Raw genomic sequence first — 22,067 nt, 5'->3', positions numbered from 1 at the left:
ATTGGAGGGAATTTTTTTCTCTTCAGTCTTTTTCTGCACTTATTTGTTCTACAAACAAAGCTTCTGAAAGACCGCTTCTGTCTTATACCAGCAACTTATACCTGTAACAGCGGTATAGAAAGTATAATAAAAATTGAAAATTCCCTCTCGCGGGAAACTGATAAATAGTTTTAAGAATGAAAATAATGGATTAATGTGATATCTGTTGAGGTACTGTACTTATATCTGGTAACGTGTTTATATTCATACCTGTACGGATATTTTACTCATATTAAATTCTATGAAGGTATATACCATGGCAATGTCTAAAAAAGATATGGATAAGAAAAAGGCAGCTAAGAAAGAAAAGATGCAGGAGCTGGAAAAAATGGCTTCCGCAGGCAGCAAGGACGCAAAGAAGAAACTTGCAAAGGAAATGAAGAAAAAATAATCTTTAACAATCTTCTTCTTTTTGTTCTATGTTAGTGAAAAAGCCCGGGACTGATAATATCCTGTCCCGGAAATTCTTCTCAATTAGATGCGATTAAAGATTTTTGTGCGTTCAAAACTTTTATACAATTTAGAACTTCTATACGATTAAAACCTTCTTTTTGCGGGCTTTTCTTACTCTTGAGTTTTTAAATTCGCCGAAAGTTCTTAAATTTGTTTCATATTCTTATTATTCTTAAATTTGCTTCATATTTTTATTATTTCTCTCTAAGGTATCCGTTCCTGTCAAAACCTTCCTGTCGGGATTATTAAATAGTTTAAATACTCAATGTTCATATCTATATAAATATATTATTATGTCTAAGCTGCGAAAATATGCGATGAGGTGCGCTAGCAATCTTATTGAAGGGTCGTTATATTATAACGGATAAGAAAGAATTGGACAGATCTCTAACTCTAAGGCTCGCGAAGAAATGGAAAAGCTGCAGAAGAAAGCCTCTTCAGGCAATAAAACAACGAAGAAAATGCATGAAAAAGAGAAAAAGAGAAAAGGAGGAAATAACGGTAAATTTTTTCAAAAGACCGGTGAGAAGATCTGGAATGGTTAAAGAAGCTATCATGAATTCTATATCTTAAAGATCAATCCGGTTTTTTTATACATACATGTTCGCAAATGCAATTATAAACTATGCAAGTATATTTTTAGAAAAGTTAATCTTACTCTTTCTTTGTTAAATAATGCATAATCTCGAATGAATGCATTTTGATGTTTATATGCTGAATTTCAGCTAAAAAAGAGATCCTTATCTTATATATATTTTTTAGTTTTCGCTTAATTATTATTGCAGTCTATAAATCATCGGCATATCTTCTCAGTTTTTAACATCTTCATAAATTTATTTGTTAAATCTTATATATTTATTTAGAATTATTTTTAAAAAGTTTTATATACTCAAAAAATAGGGATATATCTGGTGATAATTATAGAAACTATAAGTTTTTCAGAAGCTTTCAAATATCCTTTCAAAACGCCTGGAAGGCTCCTTTATGCACTCTTAGTATTTGTTCCTGTTATAGGATGGCTTGCACTTTTCGGTTATGGTGTGAGGCTTGTTAATGAGTTTATCGAAGGCCGATATGAGGGACCTATAAAATTGGACTTTATGGAAGACCTGAAACTCGGATTCATGCTATTCCTGAAAGCTCTTCCCTTCTATATAGCATATGTAATCATATTGTCTGCTGCAACATATGTCAATGAAACACTAGGAAGTCTTATCAGCCTGCTGTTAGGATTCTTTGTGATCCCGATGCTCGCCGTTAATTTCATGAGAAAACAGACTATTGAATCATTCTTTGAGTTTAACATTCTGAATGTTGTCAAGGAAAATATTGGAGAATATATAATTACAGTGCTGAAACAGTATGCTCTTGTTATCATATTTATGGTTCTCTCAATAGTACTTGTGGGCATACCTGGAATGCTTTTCACAAATTCAATATTCGTAGCAAACATGTACGGAAGATTAGTGGAAAGGAGAACAGGTTCCAGCCTGTGAAGATTGAATAATACTGCATTTGCTCCAGGCCAGAAAGATCTGGTCTGGATACCTTTCTTTAATCCGGCATAATTGCATATCCCTGAAAATTGCATATCCTGATAATTGCGTATGCCTGAAATTTACCTGATTTCCTGTTTTTCTACTTTTGTTTCTACTTTTTTCTACTTTTTTCTACTTTTGTTTCTACTTTTGTCTCTACTTTTGTCTCTACTTTTTTCTACTTTTGTTTCTACCTTCGTTTTCTTGATGGCATTATGCTCTTTCTATACCACCCTATGCTTCTAGCTTTTCAGTCCATCTGCAACGGGTCTACTTTCATATATTCACGCAGAACGGTTGTGGCGTAACTTCCCTTTGGCAGCATGAATTCAAGAACTGTTTTTGATTTCCCCGGATTCAGGTCATCCGCAGCAGCCTCAAACTTTGGTTCAACCTGCAGGAGAACTTCCCTGCGGGTGCCTTTAGAGCTCATTTCAGGGAACTCTCCTATATTAAAGCCGTCAAGAGATACTCCAAGTTCCTTAAGAACTCCATATTCTATATCTCCCTGCGCTCCTGATGTGAATTCGGTATTGAAACCCGGAAGAGGGGCGGTTATGAAAGCTCTGCCGCGCTTTACCAGGCGGTTCATGGCATTTACGGTCTCAGAGGTAACTTTTTCAGTTTTTGAGGAGTCAGGAAGCCCGGCTTCGTTCCTGAAGCAAACTATATCGCCTTCAACTGCCCTGTTTAAAGGTATTCCGGCTTCTATCCGGCGGCAGAGGATCGTATTATAAATAAAGGACTGGTACCCGTGCACAAACATCCTGTAGAGGTTCTGGGGAAGCACACGGAAAGCTCCGGCGTAGTCTTCAGGATTCGCTATCAAATGGTTCATCATAGCCCTTTCGTGTCCCAGGCGGAGTGGATATGTTTTAAGCCCTTCTCTGAAATCCCGCGTCTCTTTAACAAACTGGCGGGCATTTTTTGTATCCTCGGGCTCATCCGGGAAAGGTTCGGCAATATAAAGGAGGGCTGCCTTTTCAAAGTTTCCTTCAACAATGGCTTTTCCTACCAGATGAGTGACAGGACGGACAGAGCCGAAACGCTGGATCCCAAAGAAGTTCGGGACTCCTCCCTGAGCAAGGATTTCATCGGTTGTCTTTTTGAGGAGAAACTCTGTCTCTTCCGGAGAATTCCCTATATTCCTCACTGTAATAATGAAATCGTTTCCCCATAGGTCTCCAAGTTCTACAGACTTTCGGGAGCGTCCCAGTACTTTCAGCTCTATATCTTTTAAGTGGATTTTTTCAATTTCGGATGCATCGGTATCATATATGCTTATCTTTTGCGTAGTCAGTGCCCTTTTGTCCTTTGTACCTGCAACACTGATTCTTTTCTGGCTTACCTGCAGGATTCTTGCAAGGGTCCGTGTGAAGTGGTGAGTATCCCAGTCCCTTTTCGTGAGTTCGAGAATGAGGTATTTCCCTTCCTGTCCTTCCTCCCTATTTGTTATCTCTTTTACAATGAAGTCTTCTATTTCCTGGCGGAGCTGCCCTCCAAGGCCTTTTGTGTCAGTAGAGTAAAGATTTATTCCTATCTGTTTTTCAATTTCCGGGACTTCCATAGGTAAAAACACTCCTTTAATAAGCTGAATGTATTTGATTAACTGAATAAATTTGATAATGAATAATTTTGAATAAGCTCTGGGCAAAATTTATAGTCGGATTTTTTTGATTGAACATAAAAAGATAAAAAAATGTTAATTAGTGGTTGAGATCAATATTTCCTGAAAAGTTTCCTTTATATTTGTTGTCAGGTTCAATATGTGAAACTTAATCAATTATAGGGCATCAGGGAACTTATTTGATTTCCCTGGTGCTGATGTCGATCACTTTCACCTGTCTAGTATTCACGAATGTCCAGCTTCTTTCAGTTTCATTACCTTCCGATCCCTTGATTTTTATCTGAGCTGTTTTTCCGGGAAGCCCGCCTGCATAAAGGCTGGAAGTAGGGTCGAGCATGAGCCAGGAACCATACTCGTCAGTAAGGTAATTTACATCGACGTCTCCGTAGTAAGTCCTTACCCCTTTAACTGCGTTCTCGGTTGCCTCGGTTCCGTTGCCCAGATAAACCGCTGCAAAGGCGTGGTCGTCTGTCAGATAGACTCGAGTAGTGCCCCCAATGGCTTCGATCATGGATGAGAGAAGAATTGCCTGGTCCTCACAATCTCCTGCTCCGATCCTTAGAGTAACATTGGCTGGTTCCCATATATCATTCCCTCTCGGATCGCTTATGTATTCGACCTCTTCCTTTACCATATCAAAAAGGGCGCATACCTGATAGATATTATAAGCTCCCGGGTACAATCGAGCTGTTTCGGCTGCTCTGGCTCTCACACTGGGCTCGGACGGCTCTACAAGTCGGTTTATTGTTTTAAAGTAATAATCAGGATTATACCTGTATTTTGGATTCATTTTTTCGGGCATTGGTTTCAGATCTGCAGCGAACCCGTTCAGGACATAGGGATCGTATTCATGCCACTTTCCTTCCGATGTCGAAGCGAGAAGCCACAGAACAATACTAAACCTGGCTGTCTCTTTTTCAGGCACCTGGACTGTGATTATTCCGAGAACCTGCTCCTCTCCCGGGGTAAGTAACACTCCGCAGTCTTCGGAAAAAATCCGGTTCCCTGTGGAATTAACCGAAACTCCGTACCTGTCAATAAAGATTGGGTTCCGTCCTTCATTTTTGATTCTTATTTTCAGATAACCTACCCCTCCCTGGAAAAGCTCTGAGGTCTGATAGTTGCTGCTGATAGAGAAACCAGGTTGTAGTGGAGTCCTCAGAATAGGAGTAAGTTCTTTTTCCGTAACGGAATAAGAAGGTATCGACGGTGAAGTAAAAGATGCTATATCAGGAGTAAAAATATTATCCGGGTTTTCATCTCCGGTATCCAGACCAAGAAAATCTTTTAAATCATTTGTAAGACTGCTGACAGAGTTTGGAAAGAGAAACCAGGTCATTATTATTAGCAAAAGGATTATGCATAGGACAGCAATTGTCGAGGCTATATCTTTTTCTGAAACCTCTGATCTATTCATGAATGCCCTCCTGAATTGAATAGCAGGCAGAATTTCTTTTCTGACAGTGAAAACATCTCTTCAGGCATCCTTTTCCGGCTTTTTAATGGATTCTAATTCCTTTGCCCGGTAGTTAAACGAGCTTAAGATCCCGCGTAACTTTATCTATAATCTCTTCTTTTGCCGGTCCGATCCCGAGCACAGTAACTGTTCCGGGAGGAATTTCTGTAAGGCCTGCATCCTGTATAAGGGCGGTTGGGAGCCCTTCCCTTCTTGCCTTTTCCTTAAGCTCGTAGAGATCCTTAAGGGTAGGAACTTTCAGGACAACTTTTTTTTGCCCTCCTTCTTTCCATTTCTCAAGGTCGCTTTTGCTTGCCCACTCAGCTGCAGAAAGGGCAGCATGGGCTACCTGTACAGCAAATTTACCCTTAGAAAGTTTCAGGTCGTCCCGTGTAACTATACATTGTTTGTACTCACTCATTTTTTGCCTCGGGCTTACTCAAAGACAGCCTATATCTTAAATGTTTTCTGTGCAGATTTTTCAGCTTGAAAGCCAGAACCTTTTAAGCTTAGTAATTTTATTAAGGTTGTTGCTTACACATTTTTTGATTGTTGTTTACGCATTTTTTATTGTTATTCACGCATTTTTTATTCTCAGGCTGCTTAAAATAAAGGTTATCTTCTATTGCTCCACACTTCTGTCGGTCACAGATTTGATTTACCTGTATTAAATATCTTTCTAAAATATGTTATACTCTCTTCAATAACATTTATAGTTAATTCACAAAAAATTTTCAAGGTATTCCACAATATAGTCAGCAGGATTTATACCCCATGCATCAAAAATCCCTTTTCCCGAAGGTGTCCCATTGACCTCAAGTATCCTGGGGTTCTGCTCTTTTTCACTGCTTTGATCTTTAACTTTACTGTTTGTGTTTTTATTCGGACCTTCCAGCCCTTCTATAATATCAATACCTGCAAATGCTGTGCCAATTGCGAGGGAGGCTTTTTCGGCAATTTCTTTCTGTTTATCGGTAAGTATACATCTATCCGAACTCCCTCCCTGACTGAGGTTGTTCACCCAGGAACCTGCAGCAGCTTTTCTATAAATCGCACCTATGGCAGTACCGCCTACAACAAAAGCCCTTATATCTCTACCAGGGTTTTCTATAAATTCCTGAATATAGAGCATCCCTTTCTCTTCAAGCAGTTTTTGAATAGTTTCTTCAACAGGCAAAGGCCCGGTTTTTCGGTCTGAAAACTGGATTTCCCATTCCTTCACCCTTGCAATGTCCTTCCCTTTATAACCAAAAACAGGTTTTATAACGGCGTCTCCGAACCTGGATATTACTTTTAAAGCTGCTTCCGTATTCTGGACAGCCACGGTATCGGGTACGGGCAGCCCGGCTCTTGCCAGAAGGTAAGAAGCATGGTACTTGTTAGCCGCACTCTGGATAGCTTCCGGAGAATTTATTACTGGAACTCCCTCTGCCTCCAGTTCCCTGAGGATATCAAACCTGAAAGAGACTCCTTCATAAGCTCCTGCACCCACATCCCTTATAATGAGTGCATCAAGGTCTGAGAGCAGAATTTCTCCAGCCTTAAAAAGGGCTGCTGGCAGAGTGCCCGGTCCGGAATTTCCGGAATTTATCCTGACCTCTGCCTTTCTGAGGTCAAGAACAGAAGGAGAAAAACCCTTTCCTCTAGCCGCGCTAATAAGTGCACGGGCTGTCCAGTCCTCCGGATCGGTGATTGCAATCCCTATTTTTTTCATAAGGTATGATCTGGTACTTTTATAATGAAGTTTACGATATTGAGTTATCAAAATTGCAGCGAGATATAAGGAAAATTAAAGGTAAGGAAGATTAAACGTAAGAAAGATTAAAGGTAAGGAAGATTAAAGGCTCCTGAGATGCATCATTAAAAGGCTCCTGAGATGCATCATTAAAAGGTTCCTGAAATGAATCCTTATCGGATTTAGCCCCGGGAAAGTTATTATTGACCGATAACTCAAGAAACCCGACAATTTAGAGAGTTTTATATGTTTCTCTTTTCAGACTCATTCTTTCATAGGCTCATTCTTTCATAGGCTCATTCTTTCATAGGTTCGAGCCCCTGTTTTTTGCGGTAATCATTGATTGCTCTGTGGGTAGCTTCCCTCGACACCACTGAACACTCCAGCTTTCCCGGAGGCAGCCCCTCAAGTGCTTCAGCTACGGCTTCGTTTGTCAGTTCCCAGGCCTCTTCAAGGGTTTTGCCTTTTATCATTTCGGTTGCCATGCTGCTGGACGCAATTGCTGCTGCACAGCCGAATGTCTTGAATTTTACATCTTCAATTTTATTATCCCGAATTTTCAGGAAAATCTTCATCTGGTCTCCGTGCGGATTTCCTGCTTCTCCCACTCCATCCGCGTTTTCTATTTCCCCCACGTTTCTCGGATTCATAAAATGGTCCATTACTTTCTTATTATACACAAAATCCCCTCAACTTGCATTTTTTGCATTTACTTTTCACATACACTTGCCGGTTTATAGAACGGAGATATAGCCCTCAATTTTCCCACAACCTGAGGCAGCACTTCAAGCACATAATCAATATCGTCTTCATTATTTGCATCCCCAAGGGTCAGGCGCAAAGAACCCTGGGAAATTTCAGGAGGTACCCCTATTGCACTGAGCACGTGCGAAGGGTCAAGCGAGCCGGAGGAACAGGCACTACCTGTAGAACTGCATACTCCCATCTGGTCAAGCATAAGTAGCAACGACTCCCCTTCTATATACTCAAAGCTAAAGTTCAGGTTCCCTGGAAGGCGCTTTTCCGGGTGGCCGTTCAGCCTGCAGTCGGGAATTTCCTGTATTCCTGCCCTGAGGCGGTCCCTCATTTTCCTTATTTCTTCGCTATGCTTCTCGATATTTGCAGTCGCAAGCTCTATTGCTTTCCCCATTCCTGTGATTCCTGCAACATTCTCCGTTCCGGCCCGCTTTTCTTTCTCCTGGGCTCCTCCGTGCATATAATTGTCAATTTCTATCCCTTCCCTTATATAGAGGGCTCCCACCCCTTTCGGCCCGTAGAATTTATGCGAGGAAAGAGAAAGCATATCTATGTGCTTATCTTTCCCGTGGAGATCAAGGGGAATATTTCCTATTGCCTGCACTGCATCGGTATGGAAAGGAATCCCGTGCTCTCGGGCAGTTTTTCCTATCTCAGGAATGGGCTCTATAGTCCCTATTTCGTTATTGGCATACATTATTGAAATCAGGATAGTATCATCTCTTATTGCAGCTTCCAGTTCTCCCGGTTTTACAAGTCCGTATTCGTCCACGGGCAAATAGGTTACTTTAAAGCCCTGTGTTTCAAGATACTCACAGGGATAAAGTACTGCATGGTGTTCTATTGGCGTGCTGATAATATGCTTCCCTTTCTTTTGCCTGGAAAAAGCAGTTCCTTTAACAGCCCAGTTATCAGACTCGGTTCCCCCTGAAGTAAAGTAAATTTCGTCGGGTTTTGCTCCCAGAGCCTGTGCGATCTTTTCCCTGGATGTTTCCACAGCTTCTTTAGCTTCCCTGCCTATTGAATACAAAGAAGAGGGATTCCCAAAATGATCTTTCAAAAAAGGCAGCATGGCTTCAACCACTTCAGGTTTTGTGAAAGTGGTAGCTGCGTGGTCCATGTATACAAAGCGGTTCTCTCCCATCAGAACACCCTAGGAAAATAGGAGTTCGCTTGATATGAATTTATTGTGCGTTTTCCTGAAGTTTACATTCTGTGCCTGAAACTGCAAAATATCCGAACCGATCCAAAAGTGCAGGTTAACGGGTTAAGAAGATACACTGCAAATAATTTTTCCAGCGCTGAGAAGTTATTTATAATTCTATTTGTTTAGTCCGGTTCAATTAACAGGAGGAAAATAGGTTTTTGCTAAAACAATTTTCAGTTATTCTCTGCATTTATTTTCTGGGCGAGCTGCTTCAAAAGATGTTCGAACTACCTGTTCCGGGCAATATACTGGGTATGTTAATCCTTTTTTTCTTCCTGCTTTCGGGCATAATAAAGCTTGAAATGATAGACAGGATAAGCCGTTTTTTACTTGAGAACCTGGCTTTTTTCTTCCTTCCGGCAGGAGTCAGCCTCATAACCTGTTTTTCCGTGCTTGAAGGAAAATGGACTGCAATTCTCGGGGTTTCCATTATCTCAACAGTAGTTGTTCTGAGCGTCACAGGGCTGACAGTGGAGTTTGTTAAAAAGTTAACTCAAAAAAAGCCAGTGCCTTCAGAGTCGATAGAGACAGTCTTGTCCGGGGAAAGGAAAAGCATGAGCAAGAGATCCCAAAAAGAAATTCGGATATATGAAAGAGTGAAATCACTTGAAAGAAAGACAGAAGAGGAGAACTGAAATGCAAACCGATTTCCTTAATGAGTTTCTCGGAACACCCCTTTTTGGGATCCTTCTGTCCCTGGTTGCTTTTCAGATAGGTACTCTGCTCTATAAAAAAACTCGCTCTTCTCTCTTTAATCCTCTTCTTGTGGGTTTTGTTCTTGTGATTCTTTTCCTCCTTTACTTCAGGATAGATTTCGAGACTTATAACGTGGGCGGAGACTACATCTCCTTCTTCCTTGGGCCGTCGACCGTAGTCCTTGCCGTACCCCTCTATAAGAAAATCAAGCTCCTGAAAACCGATGCACTTCCTATAATTGCAGGCATAAGTGCAGGATGCATAACAGGAATTTTAAGCATTCTTATCCTATCCAGCCTCTTTGGCCTTGACCAGGTCATAACCAGTTCTCTTGTTCCCAAATCCGTAACCACTCCCATAGGAATAGAGATCTCAAAACAGATAGGCGGCCTGCCTGCAATAACAGTAGCAGCAATTGTAGTAACAGGAATCACAGGAGCTGTACTGGGTCCGCTTATCTGCCGCTTCTTCCGAATAAAGGATAGCGTCGCAGTCGGGATTGCAATCGGAACAGCTTCTCACGCTCTCGGGACAACAAGAGCGATAGAACTCGGGGAAACCGAAGGGGCAATGAGCGGACTTGCAATAGGAATTGCTGGCATTATTACGATTTTTCTGGCACCTCTGTTGCTTTATGTGTTCGGATTCCTGCCCTGAAATTATAAAGAAAAAACCAGATGGAAATAAAGCTCATTCCTGAGGTTCTGTTATCTGAAATCCGTATACATCCGCATCTGGAAGTTGCCCTGCTGTATTTTTTTCTTTATGATTCCTTTTGCTATCTCCACATAGACCTTTCGAGTCTGAGGAATGAGCATGGAAAGACCTATGGTATCGCTAAGAAGTCCGGGAGTCAGGAGGGCAAAACCTCCTATTAACACAAAGAGCCCATGCAGAAGCTCATTTCCAGGCATGTACCCCCGACTGACCGCATCCTGGATCTGGCGGAGCACCCTGAAACCCTGGCTTTTTGTCAGGTAAGCTCCAATGCTTGCGGTTATCAAAATAATAAGTACGGTGTTCAGAGCTCCGATTATATTTCCTATCCTGATAAGGAGATAAATCTCCACAATGGGGATAATCAGGAACAGAGAAAAAAGTTTAAAAAACATGATCGTGGTTTCAGCATTAAGTGATTTTTCAGGTATCTGTAGTTTTCAGTACAGGCAATTCAACTTAAGTCTTTAAGCAATAAGGAGAGTATAGTTCTAATATATTACTTTTTCTGAACATGATAAAGAAATCGAGTTATAGAATACAACTTCCAAGAACTGAGAAGATCCTTCTGATCGAGCTCAAAATAGTCTTTTTATCCTGGGGCAAAATAGAAATGCCTCTGCCAGCCTGTCTGGAATTCTTTAATAGGAAGGAAAATAAAGAAGATAGTAGAAGCTGAAGAAATGGATAGCTGAAGAAACGAATAGATGAGCAAGGTGGGATAAGCGAAAGAGATGGACGAAACAAAAAGCGCAAAAGATGACGTGAAAGCCGGAAAAAAAGAACAGCCTCAGGGAAGATGGATGCCTGCAGGTATCGGGGCCGGTGCAGCAATCGGGATACTATTTGGAAGCTTTATTCTGGGCCCTGCAATGGGGTCTCAGGTTACAGGGTCGGTCCTCGGGATGGCAATGGGCGCCGGAGCAGGGCTGGTCACAGGATTGATTGTCAGCGGGACAGAAAAAACCCGTAGCCAGTAACTAAAAAACATAAGAAGAGCTAAACATGTGTTTTTCTCATCCAATCTTATTTAATTTTCATTGATTATTATCCTGTTTCCCGTCTTTTTATTCCTTCTTTTTAAATTGATTGCAATTTTTGAAATGACAGACTACCTTTTACAGGCTAATCTAAACAGATTTTCATCTGTCACTTAATACGTCCAGTTATTATTCAACGTTTATTTTATACCATAATCGAAATTTTTTAAATCCTTTCATCTCTCGTATCTTCTATCATTCGATATGCTTTTCTATTCCAATCGTATTTTTATTTATTTAGTTGTCTCTTTTTCCTTCCAGTTTTTTGTGTGATTTTTTATGCTTTTATAATTCCAACTTTATTTTTATCACCTCTTTGTCTTACCCTGCTTGATTTTTATCCTGCAGAATTTATTTTTTTAGGAAAACGATGTCGTTCAATCCAGTTGCCATTTTATTTTGCGTTACAAAGGGATAGAGTGTTATATGATAATTGTAATATTATACTGGTCCTCTTATGCACTATTCAAACACTAATATTATGTCTAATAGTGATACTAACTATTCACTCACTAATATATTCACCTAAGCGTAAAAGTATACTCAGGATGTTACACTGACAACCCCCCATAAAAACACTTACTTCTGAGGTGCTGGATGTATGGACTTTAATGTTATCGACGACTTTGTGTACGAAGTAATTGGAATAATTGGCTCCGACCAGAACAACCTATCCCACGCGGTTGATTTTGCTCTGGAAAAATCAAAAGAAAAATCTTTCCCCCCGGAACTCATGCTTGACCTTTCTGGTGCATGCAGGAAGCAAAAAATGCATATGGAAGAGTACGTTCTTTCAAAGGTATGTTTAATGCAGGCTTCCGGAAAGCTCCGTGAAGAGTCCTGCTATGCACTTGGTACTGCAGCGCACATACTGGGCTTTTCCCCAGAAGCCGAAGCAAGCTACCTTGAAGTCCTGAAAGAAAACCCCGAAAATGCAGACGCAAGATGTGCTTATGCCGAACTTCTTTTAGAGCTCGGAAGGATTGAGGACGCAGAAAATGAGTATAAAACAGTACTTGATGTCTCACCCGAAAATGTAAAAGCAAATGCCGGATACGCTTACCTTCTGACAGAATACGGGTACTTCAGGGAAGCAGAAGACCGCTATTTAATAGCTCTTGCCGGCAACCCTGATTATGTCCCTGCAAGAGGCGGGTATGCAAATATGCTTTTTGAGCTTGGGAGACTCCGAGATGCTGAAAAAGAGTACAGGCTTGCAATGAGACTTGACCCGGAAGACCCGAGCCTTCACCACAATTTCGGTGTTCTGCTCTCTTTCCTTGGGCGCTTCTCCGAGGCTGAAATTGAATACAAAAAAGCTCTTTCCCTTAACCCCAGGCACAGGAGAACACTTTTCAACTACGGGAACCTTCTTGCAAGGGAAGGCAGAGTATCGGAAGCCGAAGAGCAGTACATGGAAGCCCTTGCCCTTGACCAGAACGATGCAAAAGTACATTCCAATTATGCAAATCTCCTTTCCCGCTTTGGAAGAAGGTATGAAGCCGAAATTGAATACAAAAAAGCTCTCAGTCTTGACCCGGAAAGTGCCGAAGGGCACTACAGCTACGGAAACTTACTTTCCGAACTCGGGCGCTTCTCCGAAGCAGAAGAAGAATACAAGAAAGCTCTTACCCTGAATCCCTATTATCCTCCGCTCCACTACAATTATGGTCTTCTTATGAGAAAAATGAGGCGTTTTGACGAGGCTAAAATCCAGTATATGAAAGCCATGCAGCTCGACCCGGATATAGGAAGCAAAATGACGGAAACCTGGATCATCCTGGACTGATAGCAGTTACAGGAAAAAAATCAAAGGTTTAACATATGTCCATAGACTAACACTAGCATCTGTCTTTACATTTCCCAACTTTCTAGATTTCTTGCCTCAGATAAAAATCAAATCATAACCGGAAACGTAAATCACAACCGGTAAAGTGTAAAAATCCAGTCTGAAGTAGTGACTCAGGCTGGAACATACTTCTTTTTTCTGAAATTCAACCTTAAGCACACTGTTTCTATTCACGCAGCCAGGCTTGTATCTCATCCACTCTAACTTTCAAAAGTAATGATCTTTACTTCTTCCCTCTTCATCAGACCAAAAGCAGCAGCGTTGCCCAGTCCCACATAATCAGGGCAGGAAAAAAGCGAAAGAAGTTTTCCATCGAACCACCATTCATATCCGGTCCTGAGGGCCGTATGCCCTCTTATAATTCTTTTTATCCCATTCGCCTTCAAAAAACCGTCTACAATATCAGGCCCGAATTCCCTGACCGTAGAGCCTCTCGATGAAGTGATCAGCCCGGGGCGTTCGGAAGGATCATTCCATAGATAGGGAAAAGCCCCTTCCTTTGTAATGGTATCAATACTTTCGGTTCCGTTAATTCCTCCATGTACACAGAAACTATGTCCTGATATTAATGCTGCTACAGGAAACCTTTCATATGTCTTGCTGATATCGAGAAGAAAATCCCTGTCAAAGCCTATCTCTTCAAAAAATCCATAATAAATATTCATATCAGCACTTTCATGGTTACCCCTTAAAAGAAAAACGTTCTCAGGCTCCTCAAGCTTCATCCTGAAAAGTTCAGTAAGGACTTCCGTTCCCTCTGTTCCTCGGTCAACGTAGTCCCCCAGAAAGAGAATTTCTTTACAGCCCAGTTTTTTTCTCATTGCCATTACAAACTCAAGGGCATCAAGGTTTCCGTGGATATCTCCTATGAGCATAATTGATTCGGGATCAATCCTGAGCACAGCAGGCTCGGACTCCAGTACCCCGTTTATCTCTGGCATAATCAGGCGCAGTTCTTCTTTTGTCCTTTCTTTCCTGAAATTGCTAAATGGCGTTATAAAATCACCCCTGTAAGCCCGTTAATTGCGTTTCTTTCATCTTTAGATACTACCGAATACATTTTGAGTGTTTTTTATTACAGAAGAGGAAATCTTATTCGATAAGCATTTCTGAACTAAATCTCAAAACTTAATTAAAGAGCTAGAATACCAGACCTGAAGATTAAAAGTACTCCTGACTCTGGAAATACTGATATAGTGACATTCAGGCTTAAGGACACAGGAACCTGAAATCAGAATGTATCAGAATATATCAGGTTAACTTATTTTCGATCAAAATATCGTATATATCAGAAGAAAAGGATTCTATGAGACTGTAAATATAGACATTAATTATGTCTATACAAAAATAGTATTTATTGGATGTCAATAGGGATTATTAAGAATAAGAAAAACTGCTGTCCTGTTACACATAAAAGCCTGGCGTATATTTTCGTTAAATTGCTGGCGTCATCCCTTAAAGTGATGAAAACTGGAAGTATTTATCCTCCAGCAGCAGGTTATAAGCCTGATCGTGTATAATAACAGACAATAAGGAGTTAAGAGACCGTGACGTACGAAATCGCACTCAACAAGGCATGGAATGAGATTATAGCGCTATCTCCTTCTCAAAAACACGCTGTCAAATTTTTAACTGACACTTATGAAGTACAAGTAATCAATAAGACCGTGCTGATGAAATCATCTGGCTCTCCTGCAAGCGAGGAAATATCCGTACTTATCCTTCGTTATCTCATAGGCATCCTAAATCATGGGTATAACCAGACAGGAGAATGGATTTCATTCAAAGAACTCAGGGGCGGGCCAAGCTATTATCCAGCTTATCAGAAAAATACAATCAAACCGTTACTGAAAGGCCTTAGAGAAGATCCAGATAGTCTGATCAGGAATCTAACGGGTCGCTATGGGGGCAAGCTTGTTGAAGATGGTGATGTCTCGGTAGAGCTCGTTACCTTTCCAGATGTTCATGTCAAGTTTAATTTTTGGTTTGCAGATGAAGAGCTTCCACCTGATGTGACTATACTATTCGATAGGGAATTGGCAGAAATTTTTACTACAGAGGAAGTTGCAGCTTTGATGTTTTTCCTGGCTATAGCATTATTGGATAATAGTTCAGAAAGTGCCTTAAAACTCAATTTGACCTCCACAATTGAGGGATAATAGGAAAAATATTAAGCTACGCTCTAAATGAATATTAAAACATTCTCTAAACGAATATTAAGGCTCCCTAAACGAAGACGATAACTGTTACTTCTCATGTAAGTAAAAATATTGGTTTTAAGCTTTCACCAAGTGTGAAGTTCTATGAGAAAGATTACAAAAAACCATATCTTCTTCAAATTGATGATTTCGAATAGAAATATGCATTTAACTGAAAATGAAAGTGTTTCCACCTAAATTGAAAAGGATACCTTTTTTGCCAGGATATAACTTCAGTATTTGGCGAAACAGGTAAAAAGAGATAATTATTTGTAGTGCCTGACAAATATGTATAAGAGAATGCTTATATACTTATAAATTAAGAGGTAAATTAATGCAAGGTCATATAAAAAACATGGCTGAAGTTCTCAAAGCCCTCGGTGATGAGAAAAGACTAAAAATAGTAAAAATATTTGCTTCTAATAACAATGAAACCTTTTGTGTTTCTGATGTAGCTAAACAACTTGGCATTTCTCAACCTGCCACATCCCAGCATATAAAGATTTTAAAGAATATTGGGATACTTGAAGAGAATCGAAGAGGTTTTAGAGTCTTCTATAAAATTAATTCCGATGTGTTGGCTGGATACAGGAATGATATAGATGAGTTATTCAAGACAGCCTTTGAGAGATGCCAGTATAATTTCTCCTGTGATAAATGTCCTTATAATAATAAGGATCAGTAAGCGAATATTTTGTCTCGATTATAAGTATTCAATTGATAGTAAATATATAATATCTTGACTATAAGTATTTGCTTATATGCTTATAGACTTGAATATACTTACATCATGATTCACAACTGCTACCATTTATGATATCATCAAGGGTATGCATCTGTAAAGATACTGCTTTGTAATTGTTTATAATAACCGAAAAAGTTGAGAATACTTTATAGTAAAATATCAAAGGCTCGCGGGTGGATTAGCATTCCTATCGCGCTTTTAAGATAAACAAAATGGGGATTTGTGAGATGTTGTTTTCAATCGTCACTCATCAGATGATCCTTTTCTTCAGTATTCTACTCGTCGGACATATGGCGGCTAAGCAGGGTGTTATTCAGGAGAATTATCTGCCGGATCTTGCCAAACTGGTTACAAAGATCCTTCTGCCTGTGCTGTTCTTTTATATGACATATGCAGGAACGACAAGGCAGATGGTTCTGGATAATGCCGCCATTATCGGTCTTGCGGCTTTGTTTTATTTTGTTATTTGCGCTGTCACCTGGCTTTTAGCAAAAGTGCTTCGCCCTACAGGCGACAAAGCAAAGGTTTTTCAGTTTGCATTCATCTTCGGAAACACCGGATTTGTCGGTGCACCGCTGCTTATAGCTTTGTTTCCGAAAGGCGGATTTCTATATCTGGCGTTGTTCAGCATTGTAGATCAACTCATTTTCTGGACTTACGGAGTGTATCTTGCAACTGCATCCGATCAAAAAGCGAAAATAGCATTAAAGAGCTTTGTGAACCCCAACATTATTGCGATTGCTCTGGCATTCATTTTCATTATGATCGGTATCAAACTGCCGATAGTCGTCGATGATGCACTTCAGACGATCAAAAACGCGGTCGGCGCTATGGCTTTAATCTATTTGGGCGCCCTGTTTTTCTACTCCGACTGGAAGGACGCATTCAAAACAAAAGATCTGTATTTCGGCATAGTTGTTAAAATGATCGTTCTACCGGTCCTTTTGGGCAAGCTCCTGTTTATGACGGGTCTGCCGAATGACATGATCTGGTCCATGATCATCCTGATGTCCCTGCCAACGATGACGGTCGTGCCGATGATAGCTAAGATGCACGGACACGAAGGTGCCTACGCCGCCGGGATAACGGTTGCAACTCTGGCCATTAGTATAGTGACGATTCCATTGGTGGTATTTTTCACAATATGAATTACGGAAAAGTAGATTCTTCTATGCTTGCTACATTTGCCTTAAGTGCGGGTCGATGGAGTTTGCGAAGTCACGGATCTTAGAGTTCGCTCTGGATAGGGCACAGGCTTCATGCGGAGATCAACGTTTCTGTTTCGTCTTCGCTTTCGGTTGAAGAAAGGCACGAAATTGCCAATACAACAAGGGAAAAGCTTCTGAAGGATTTGCCACATATTTCAGGCACTACTATTCACGTAGATCCCAGTACAGCTCCAGGTGAATGCTTCCATTTTGTGCCAGTTTTACGAAAGGTAGCTACTAATAAAAGAATCTAATTTAAATAAGAAATGAAAATTTATGAGAAAATATTGATGTTCAGAGCATTATTTTTTTCTTTGCACCAATTATATAAGTGTATTTGGAAAGTATTGTGAAGATTAAATATCATAAAGCTCATTCCATTTTTGGCATGTTCCCTTATTTCTTATTGTAGCCTAGTAATTGCTTTAACTTTTTTATTGGAACCGTATTCATGCTGTCCAGGATAACAAGGTAAAAAAACCCTGTAGCAAAGAAAAAAAATAACTGTAATTAAAAATCATTTTTGTAATAATAGTTTGGGTTTGATTTTTTCATCGGAAAAAACAGAGAAAGTTAGTAATTCACTTTCCTGTTTTAGCTAAGGAAGTTAGGAAAGAAACATTAGATATATTATATATTTTAAAAATGCATATTTAACAACTACTTAATTAACTGAATAAAGTTAGGAGTATAAATTATAACAAATAATAATTTAAATGGGAATTATAACAATAAGGACAGGAAGAGCGGAATATATAAAGTTTAAGAGTATAGGGGGAGTTTGAGTGGTAGAATTCGATATAAGCGAACAGGATCCTGAAGGGATGGACCTTGCCGATGTTGCACTTGAGTATGATGAGATTGTCTCTGCGATAGCTGTTCTTGAAAAGAGGCGGGAAGAACTCCGGGAACGCATATTGAACACCTTTGACGAGAAAGGTATCGATGTCCTGAGAATAGGAGATGTGGAGCTCAGGCGGAAAAGAATTGACTGGAAACTCTGGCGCATCCGTAAACTGAAACCTTATCTTCAGAAGCGGGAGCTCTGGGATATGGTAGAATCCGTTGACAGGAAAACCCTCAGCAAACTAATAGAAAGAGGATTCCTGACAGAAGAGGAACTTGAAGGCATGTATGACATCGAGCCGAGGTACAGCCTGCATGTGAACAGGGTTTAAGAGATAACAAAGGTTTAAAAGATTATAAAGGTTTAAGAGATAACAAAGGTTTAAAAGATAACGAAAATTCAATTTTTTACTTTCATCTCTATCTCAATGTAATAAAAATTTCATTCCCAATTTTCTCGATTTGTTAACCTGTCGGTTATAGGTTATCTGATTTCCTTATTCCAGTTTTTTGGGCTCAATCCGGTTTTTACCTTTTTTATATATATCTCTTTAAATTTATTCTAAAAATTGAATATAGCTAATTATTTATAGCCAGTGGAATAAATTAACTCTGGTCATAAAATTTAGGAGGTTTTTGAGCATGGAAATAGATGCCGTAGACAAGCTGGTTTTTCATGTAATCGAGAAGGTTTCTGAAGATGAATCTGATCTCGATAAGGTCGTTGAGTTTGTCATTTCTCTTTCACGTGAGAATTCGATTTCTCCACATACCCTGCTGAAACTCTCCTTTATCTTCAGCAACGAGAAGATGTATATGGAAAAATATGTAATTTCCAGGGCATCTGCTTTGCTTTTCTCAGGGGAGGTTCGAGAAAATGCCCATATGGAAGCAGGGAAGACGGCATCTCTACTCGGACTGAGGGAGCATGCTGCCAGGGAATTTAAAGAAATCCTTGAAGAAAAATCGGAGAATGTAGAAGCTCTTTGCGGATATGGGGCCGTGCTTGTTGAAGCAGGAGAACTGAACAATGCTAGAGTTCAGTATGAAAAAGCTCTTAAACTTAACCCTTTCCATGTGGAAACACTCTGCAACTATGGCTGCCTGCTTTACAGGCTCAACGAACCGGATGAAGCCGAAGAAGCGTACAAAAAGGCTCTACTTCTCGATCCCGCACATGTAGAAGCCCACTGCAGGTATGGAGTCTTGCTTTACAGGCGTGGGCAGAAAACCGAAGCAGGCTACCATTATACCCGGGCTCTTGAGCTTAACCCCGATCACGTTGAATCAAATTTCCGCTATGCCCGCCTGTTAGAGGAAAAGGGGAAACCGCTTGAAGCCGAAACTCATTACATAGTAGCCCTCAAAGCAGACCCTGAAAATCCGGAACTCCACCTTTACTACGCCCGTTTGCTTGCAGAACACGGACTTATTCATGGTGCAAGAGTGCACTTCAGGTATGCACTTAAGATAAGCCCTGATAATGTGGAAGCTCACTGCGAATATGCAAGGCTGCTTGCAAGATTTGGACACAGACATGAGGCTGAAGTCCAGTACAAAAAAGCTCTTGAACTCGACCCGGGGCATTTTGGAAGTCTTTCCGGATACGGAGAATTGCTTAAAGAAAAAGGGCAGTACGCAGAAGCTGAAAAGATTTGCAGACAGGCAGAATGTTTCAGGCGGGATGCATGGTAATGAATAAAGAGCCATGCTTGCGAGGTCAGGTAGTTCCTGGTCAATAAAGCCCTGATTGAGTAAAGCCTTGATTCAGTAAAGCCTTAGAGGCTCAATCCCCATTTTTTCCATAAGGCAGGCAGGAATATCGATTACATGCAGCACCGAGTCAATTATAATTCCGTCGGATGTTGCTGTAATAGCGTTTTTTTCGGGATTTCCTCCTTCCTTTTTCAGGTCAAAATCCGCGGTTTTTGAGGTATATGCCTGTCCCTGAATTCCATGTTTTTCAAGTTTATGACGGATGAAACCGGCAAGTTCTCCGCTCCGGCTAATCTGGGAGTCAAGTAAAAAGGTTACTGATCCGGGATTTTTTTCGGATAAAAATTCAAGAATCAGGTCAAGGGCCCCCTCAATATCTTCAGCATGGCTCGTTTTACTGAAATAATAGCGGGTGTCCCGTATATATCCATCGTCACAGAACCACATAGGCTCTTTCCTGAGGAGGCTGTCCACGCTTAACAGGACATTATACCCGTCAAGGAGAAGATCTCTGTTACTTACACTATCACAGGATACTTTTTTGCGGATTCTGGCAGCTACTTTTTCAGGAGGCATAATTACCCTCGTGAGAATGTGCCGTTCCTCTACACTGAGCCTGAAATGTTCAGCCACGAAACGGATGGTTGCAAACTTTGGGTAGCCCCAGCGCAAAATGCTCCGGATATCTCTGGCAGGCTTCAATAATCTTTCTTTCTGGTCTGGTCCGGAAAAAGCGGCAGGATTCTCTGGCATAATTCTCCCTCACGAAGGAAGTTCTTTAAATGAGTGAAGATATGTTATAGTATACATATTTGCTCAAATAAAAGTGTCAAACTATGCTACCCGACAGTCGATGTGCCTGTTAGTCTGTCGGTTTTCTTTCCGGTATATTTAATTAAGCCTGGTTTTCAACCGGAAGCCAGCTTACTACAGGATGTGATAAATCTATGGCTCCGGAGGGTTACACTATGGAAGTATTGTGGCTGGGTCAGGAAGAGGTAAAAAGTGTTATTGACATGCATTCCGATATGCAGGTAGTCGAAAGAGCTTTCAGACAGCACGGCCTTGGCAAGGTGCAGATGCCCCCGAAATCCTATTTATATTATACCGCTTACAATGGGGATCTGCGAACAATGCCTGCATACCTTGAAGAAGAAGATATTACAGGAGTAAAGATTGTAAACGTCCACCCCGGGAATCCCATGCGTGACCTTCCAACGGTGATGGCGCTGATCATCCTTATTTCCCCTGAGACCGGAGCTCCTGTGGCAATTATGGACGGGACTTACCTTACCGATATACGGACGGGTGCAGCCGGCGGAATTGCCGCAAAGTACCTTGCAAGGAAAGACTCAAAAGTATTCGGGCTCGTAGGTGCAGGAAACCAGGCAAGAACCCAGCTTGAAGCTCTCTGTGAGGTTTTCGAGCCGGAATGTGTCAGGATCAATTCCAGAACAAAAGAAAGCTGTGAGCAGTTTATCCGTGAAATGGCAGATATTGTACCCTGTGAGATGCATTACGAAGAAAGTATTGAAAAAGTCTGCGACTGCGATATCCTTGTAACTACAACCCCAACAAGGAAACCAATAATAAAAGCCAGCTGGATAAAAGAAGGCACCCATATAAATGCGATAGGTGCAGATGCCGTAGGAAAAGAAGAACTCGACCCGGAAATTCTCCTCCGCGCCAAAATCATAGTTGACGATATGGTTCAGGCGCTTCATTCAGGGGAAGTAAACGTCCCCCTCTCCAAACACTACATTTCAGAAACCGATATCCATGCCCAGCTTGGAGAAGTAATGGTCGGCCTCAAACCCGGCAGGACGAGTGAAGAAGAGATTACGATATTCGATTCTACAGGGCTTGCAATTCAGGATGTTGCAACGGCTCACCTTGTTTATGAAAGAGCTGTCCGGGAAGGGCTTGGCAGGCAGGTCCGAATGTTCTGATACCCATTATTATTTTCCGAATTTTTTGTTTTTATCATTATTCAATATTTTTCTGTTTTACTATTTATTCGATATTTTTCTATTTTATTATTTATTCGATATTTTTTTCTTAATTTTTAGTGAGATAACTACAATTTTTATCTTTTAACACTCCAGAGTAATGCGAAACCCAGCACTTTTTTCCAGTTTCTGCTCATTCTAACCGTACTATTTTATTCATCCATTAATTTTCTCATCCGAATTTGTGAAATAAGCCGGTAATAGCTGAAATTCTATTTTTTAAATATTTTTT

General features: G+C 40.6%; 22 protein-coding genes. 13 read left to right on the top strand and 9 right to left on the bottom strand.

Annotation, left to right across the window (positions count from 1 at the left end):
- Positions 1-295: 295 nt before the first annotated feature.
- Positions 296-430, top strand: a complete 135-nt coding sequence (locus RSJ42_RS03870) for a hypothetical protein (protein WP_015410874.1) — start codon at positions 296-298, stop codon at positions 428-430.
- Between the two features lie 973 nt (positions 431-1,403).
- Positions 1,404-1,988: a DUF4013 domain-containing protein gene (locus RSJ42_RS03865; RefSeq protein WP_410509380.1), complete on the top strand. Its 585-nt coding sequence runs from the start codon at positions 1,404-1,406 to the stop codon at positions 1,986-1,988.
- A gap of 292 nt (positions 1,989-2,280) precedes the next feature.
- Here the strand turns inward: RSJ42_RS03865 and truD are convergent, their stop codons facing one another.
- The 6 genes from truD to nifS form a co-directional block, all read right to left on the bottom strand.
- Complete coding sequence (gene truD, locus RSJ42_RS03860; RefSeq protein ID WP_410509379.1) at positions 2,281-3,597, bottom strand: tRNA pseudouridine(13) synthase TruD; 1,317 nt, start codon at positions 3,595-3,597, stop codon at positions 2,281-2,283.
- A 235-nt stretch (positions 3,598-3,832) separates the two neighbouring features.
- Entirely contained in the window at positions 3,833-5,074 is a 1,242-nt protein-coding gene (locus tag RSJ42_RS03855; protein WP_410509378.1) for a transglutaminase-like domain-containing protein, read from the bottom strand.
- Positions 5,075-5,186: 112 nt separating this feature from the next.
- Positions 5,187-5,534: a peptidyl-tRNA hydrolase Pth2 gene (pth2, locus tag RSJ42_RS03850; protein ID WP_048140301.1), complete on the bottom strand. Its 348-nt coding sequence runs from the start codon at positions 5,532-5,534 to the stop codon at positions 5,187-5,189.
- Between the two features lie 300 nt (positions 5,535-5,834).
- Positions 5,835-6,827 (bottom strand): tetrahydromethanopterin:alpha-L-glutamate ligase, encoded by a 993-nt coding sequence (mptN, locus tag RSJ42_RS03845; RefSeq protein ID WP_410509377.1) that lies wholly within the window; start codon positions 6,825-6,827, stop codon positions 5,835-5,837.
- Positions 6,828-7,144: 317 nt separating this feature from the next.
- Positions 7,145-7,528 (bottom strand): Fe-S cluster assembly scaffold protein NifU, encoded by a 384-nt coding sequence (nifU, locus tag RSJ42_RS03840; RefSeq protein WP_410509376.1) that lies wholly within the window; start codon positions 7,526-7,528, stop codon positions 7,145-7,147.
- Positions 7,529-7,557: 29 nt separating this feature from the next.
- The gene (nifS, locus tag RSJ42_RS03835; protein WP_410509375.1) at positions 7,558-8,748 is read right to left on the bottom strand and encodes a cysteine desulfurase NifS; all 1,191 of its coding nucleotides are present in this window, start codon (positions 8,746-8,748) and stop codon (positions 7,558-7,560) included.
- A gap of 221 nt (positions 8,749-8,969) precedes the next feature.
- Between nifS and RSJ42_RS03830 the strand changes: the two genes are divergently transcribed.
- Both RSJ42_RS03830 and RSJ42_RS03825 read left to right on the top strand, forming a co-directional pair.
- Positions 8,970-9,446 carry a CidA/LrgA family protein gene (locus RSJ42_RS03830; protein ID WP_410509374.1) on the top strand — a complete coding sequence of 159 codons (477 nt, stop codon included), beginning with the start codon at positions 8,970-8,972 and terminating at the stop codon, positions 9,444-9,446.
- A 1-nt stretch (position 9,447) separates the two neighbouring features.
- Positions 9,448-10,164, top strand: a complete 717-nt coding sequence (locus RSJ42_RS03825; RefSeq protein WP_410509373.1) for an LrgB family protein — start codon at positions 9,448-9,450, stop codon at positions 10,162-10,164.
- Positions 10,165-10,214: 50 nt separating this feature from the next.
- Here the strand turns inward: RSJ42_RS03825 and RSJ42_RS03820 are convergent, their stop codons facing one another.
- A complete protein-coding gene (locus RSJ42_RS03820) occupies positions 10,215-10,619 on the bottom strand; it encodes an FxsA family protein (RefSeq protein ID WP_410509372.1) in 405 nt (134 codons plus the stop codon).
- Positions 10,620-10,958: 339 nt separating this feature from the next.
- On the opposite strand from RSJ42_RS03820, the gene RSJ42_RS03815 reads away from it, so the two are divergent.
- The gene (locus tag RSJ42_RS03815) at positions 10,959-11,204 is read left to right on the top strand and encodes a hypothetical protein (RefSeq protein ID WP_410509371.1); all 246 of its coding nucleotides are present in this window, start codon (positions 10,959-10,961) and stop codon (positions 11,202-11,204) included.
- A 661-nt stretch (positions 11,205-11,865) separates the two neighbouring features.
- Positions 11,866-13,053: a tetratricopeptide repeat protein gene (locus tag RSJ42_RS03810; protein WP_410509370.1), complete on the top strand. Its 1,188-nt coding sequence runs from the start codon at positions 11,866-11,868 to the stop codon at positions 13,051-13,053.
- A 260-nt stretch (positions 13,054-13,313) separates the two neighbouring features.
- Here RSJ42_RS03810 and RSJ42_RS03805 read toward each other — a convergent pair whose 3' ends face one another.
- Positions 13,314-14,054: a metallophosphoesterase gene (locus RSJ42_RS03805; RefSeq protein ID WP_410509369.1), complete on the bottom strand. Its 741-nt coding sequence runs from the start codon at positions 14,052-14,054 to the stop codon at positions 13,314-13,316.
- A gap of 606 nt (positions 14,055-14,660) precedes the next feature.
- Here RSJ42_RS03805 and RSJ42_RS03800 point away from each other — a divergent pair.
- The 6 genes from RSJ42_RS03800 to RSJ42_RS03775 all read left to right on the top strand — a co-directional run bounded on the left by RSJ42_RS03800 (position 14,661) and on the right by RSJ42_RS03775 (position 19,805).
- Positions 14,661-15,272 (top strand): DUF3786 domain-containing protein, encoded by a 612-nt coding sequence (locus RSJ42_RS03800; protein WP_410509368.1) that lies wholly within the window; start codon positions 14,661-14,663, stop codon positions 15,270-15,272.
- A 373-nt stretch (positions 15,273-15,645) separates the two neighbouring features.
- Complete coding sequence (locus RSJ42_RS03795; RefSeq protein ID WP_410509367.1) at positions 15,646-15,996, top strand: ArsR/SmtB family transcription factor; 351 nt, start codon at positions 15,646-15,648, stop codon at positions 15,994-15,996.
- A gap of 287 nt (positions 15,997-16,283) precedes the next feature.
- Positions 16,284-17,204, top strand: a complete 921-nt coding sequence (locus RSJ42_RS03790) for an AEC family transporter (protein ID WP_410509366.1) — start codon at positions 16,284-16,286, stop codon at positions 17,202-17,204.
- A 95-nt stretch (positions 17,205-17,299) separates the two neighbouring features.
- Positions 17,300-17,518, top strand: coding sequence for a cation transporter dimerization domain-containing protein (locus RSJ42_RS03785; protein ID WP_410510310.1), 219 nt, complete (start codon positions 17,300-17,302; stop codon positions 17,516-17,518).
- A 531-nt stretch (positions 17,519-18,049) separates the two neighbouring features.
- Positions 18,050-18,442, top strand: coding sequence for a hypothetical protein (locus tag RSJ42_RS03780; protein ID WP_410509365.1), 393 nt, complete (start codon positions 18,050-18,052; stop codon positions 18,440-18,442).
- A 310-nt stretch (positions 18,443-18,752) separates the two neighbouring features.
- On the top strand, positions 18,753-19,805 hold the full coding sequence (locus RSJ42_RS03775; protein WP_410509364.1) for a tetratricopeptide repeat protein: 1,053 nt from the start codon (positions 18,753-18,755) through the stop codon (positions 19,803-19,805).
- Between the two features lie 72 nt (positions 19,806-19,877).
- On the opposite strand, the gene RSJ42_RS03770 is transcribed toward RSJ42_RS03775, so the two are convergent.
- On the bottom strand, positions 19,878-20,579 hold the full coding sequence (locus tag RSJ42_RS03770; RefSeq protein ID WP_410509363.1) for a DUF434 domain-containing protein: 702 nt from the start codon (positions 20,577-20,579) through the stop codon (positions 19,878-19,880).
- 215 nt (positions 20,580-20,794) lie between these two features.
- On the opposite strand from RSJ42_RS03770, the gene ala reads away from it, so the two are divergent.
- The gene (gene ala, locus RSJ42_RS03765; RefSeq protein ID WP_410509362.1) at positions 20,795-21,775 is read left to right on the top strand and encodes an alanine dehydrogenase; all 981 of its coding nucleotides are present in this window, start codon (positions 20,795-20,797) and stop codon (positions 21,773-21,775) included.
- Positions 21,776-22,067 lie beyond the last annotated feature (292 nt).

It is taken from the genome of Methanosarcina hadiensis, assembly GCF_046529725.1.
GTDB lineage: Archaea > Halobacteriota > Methanosarcinia > Methanosarcinales > Methanosarcinaceae > Methanosarcina > Methanosarcina hadiensis.
Note: the sequence above shows the minus strand (reverse complement) of the source record. Positions and strands in the feature narration are given on the sequence as shown.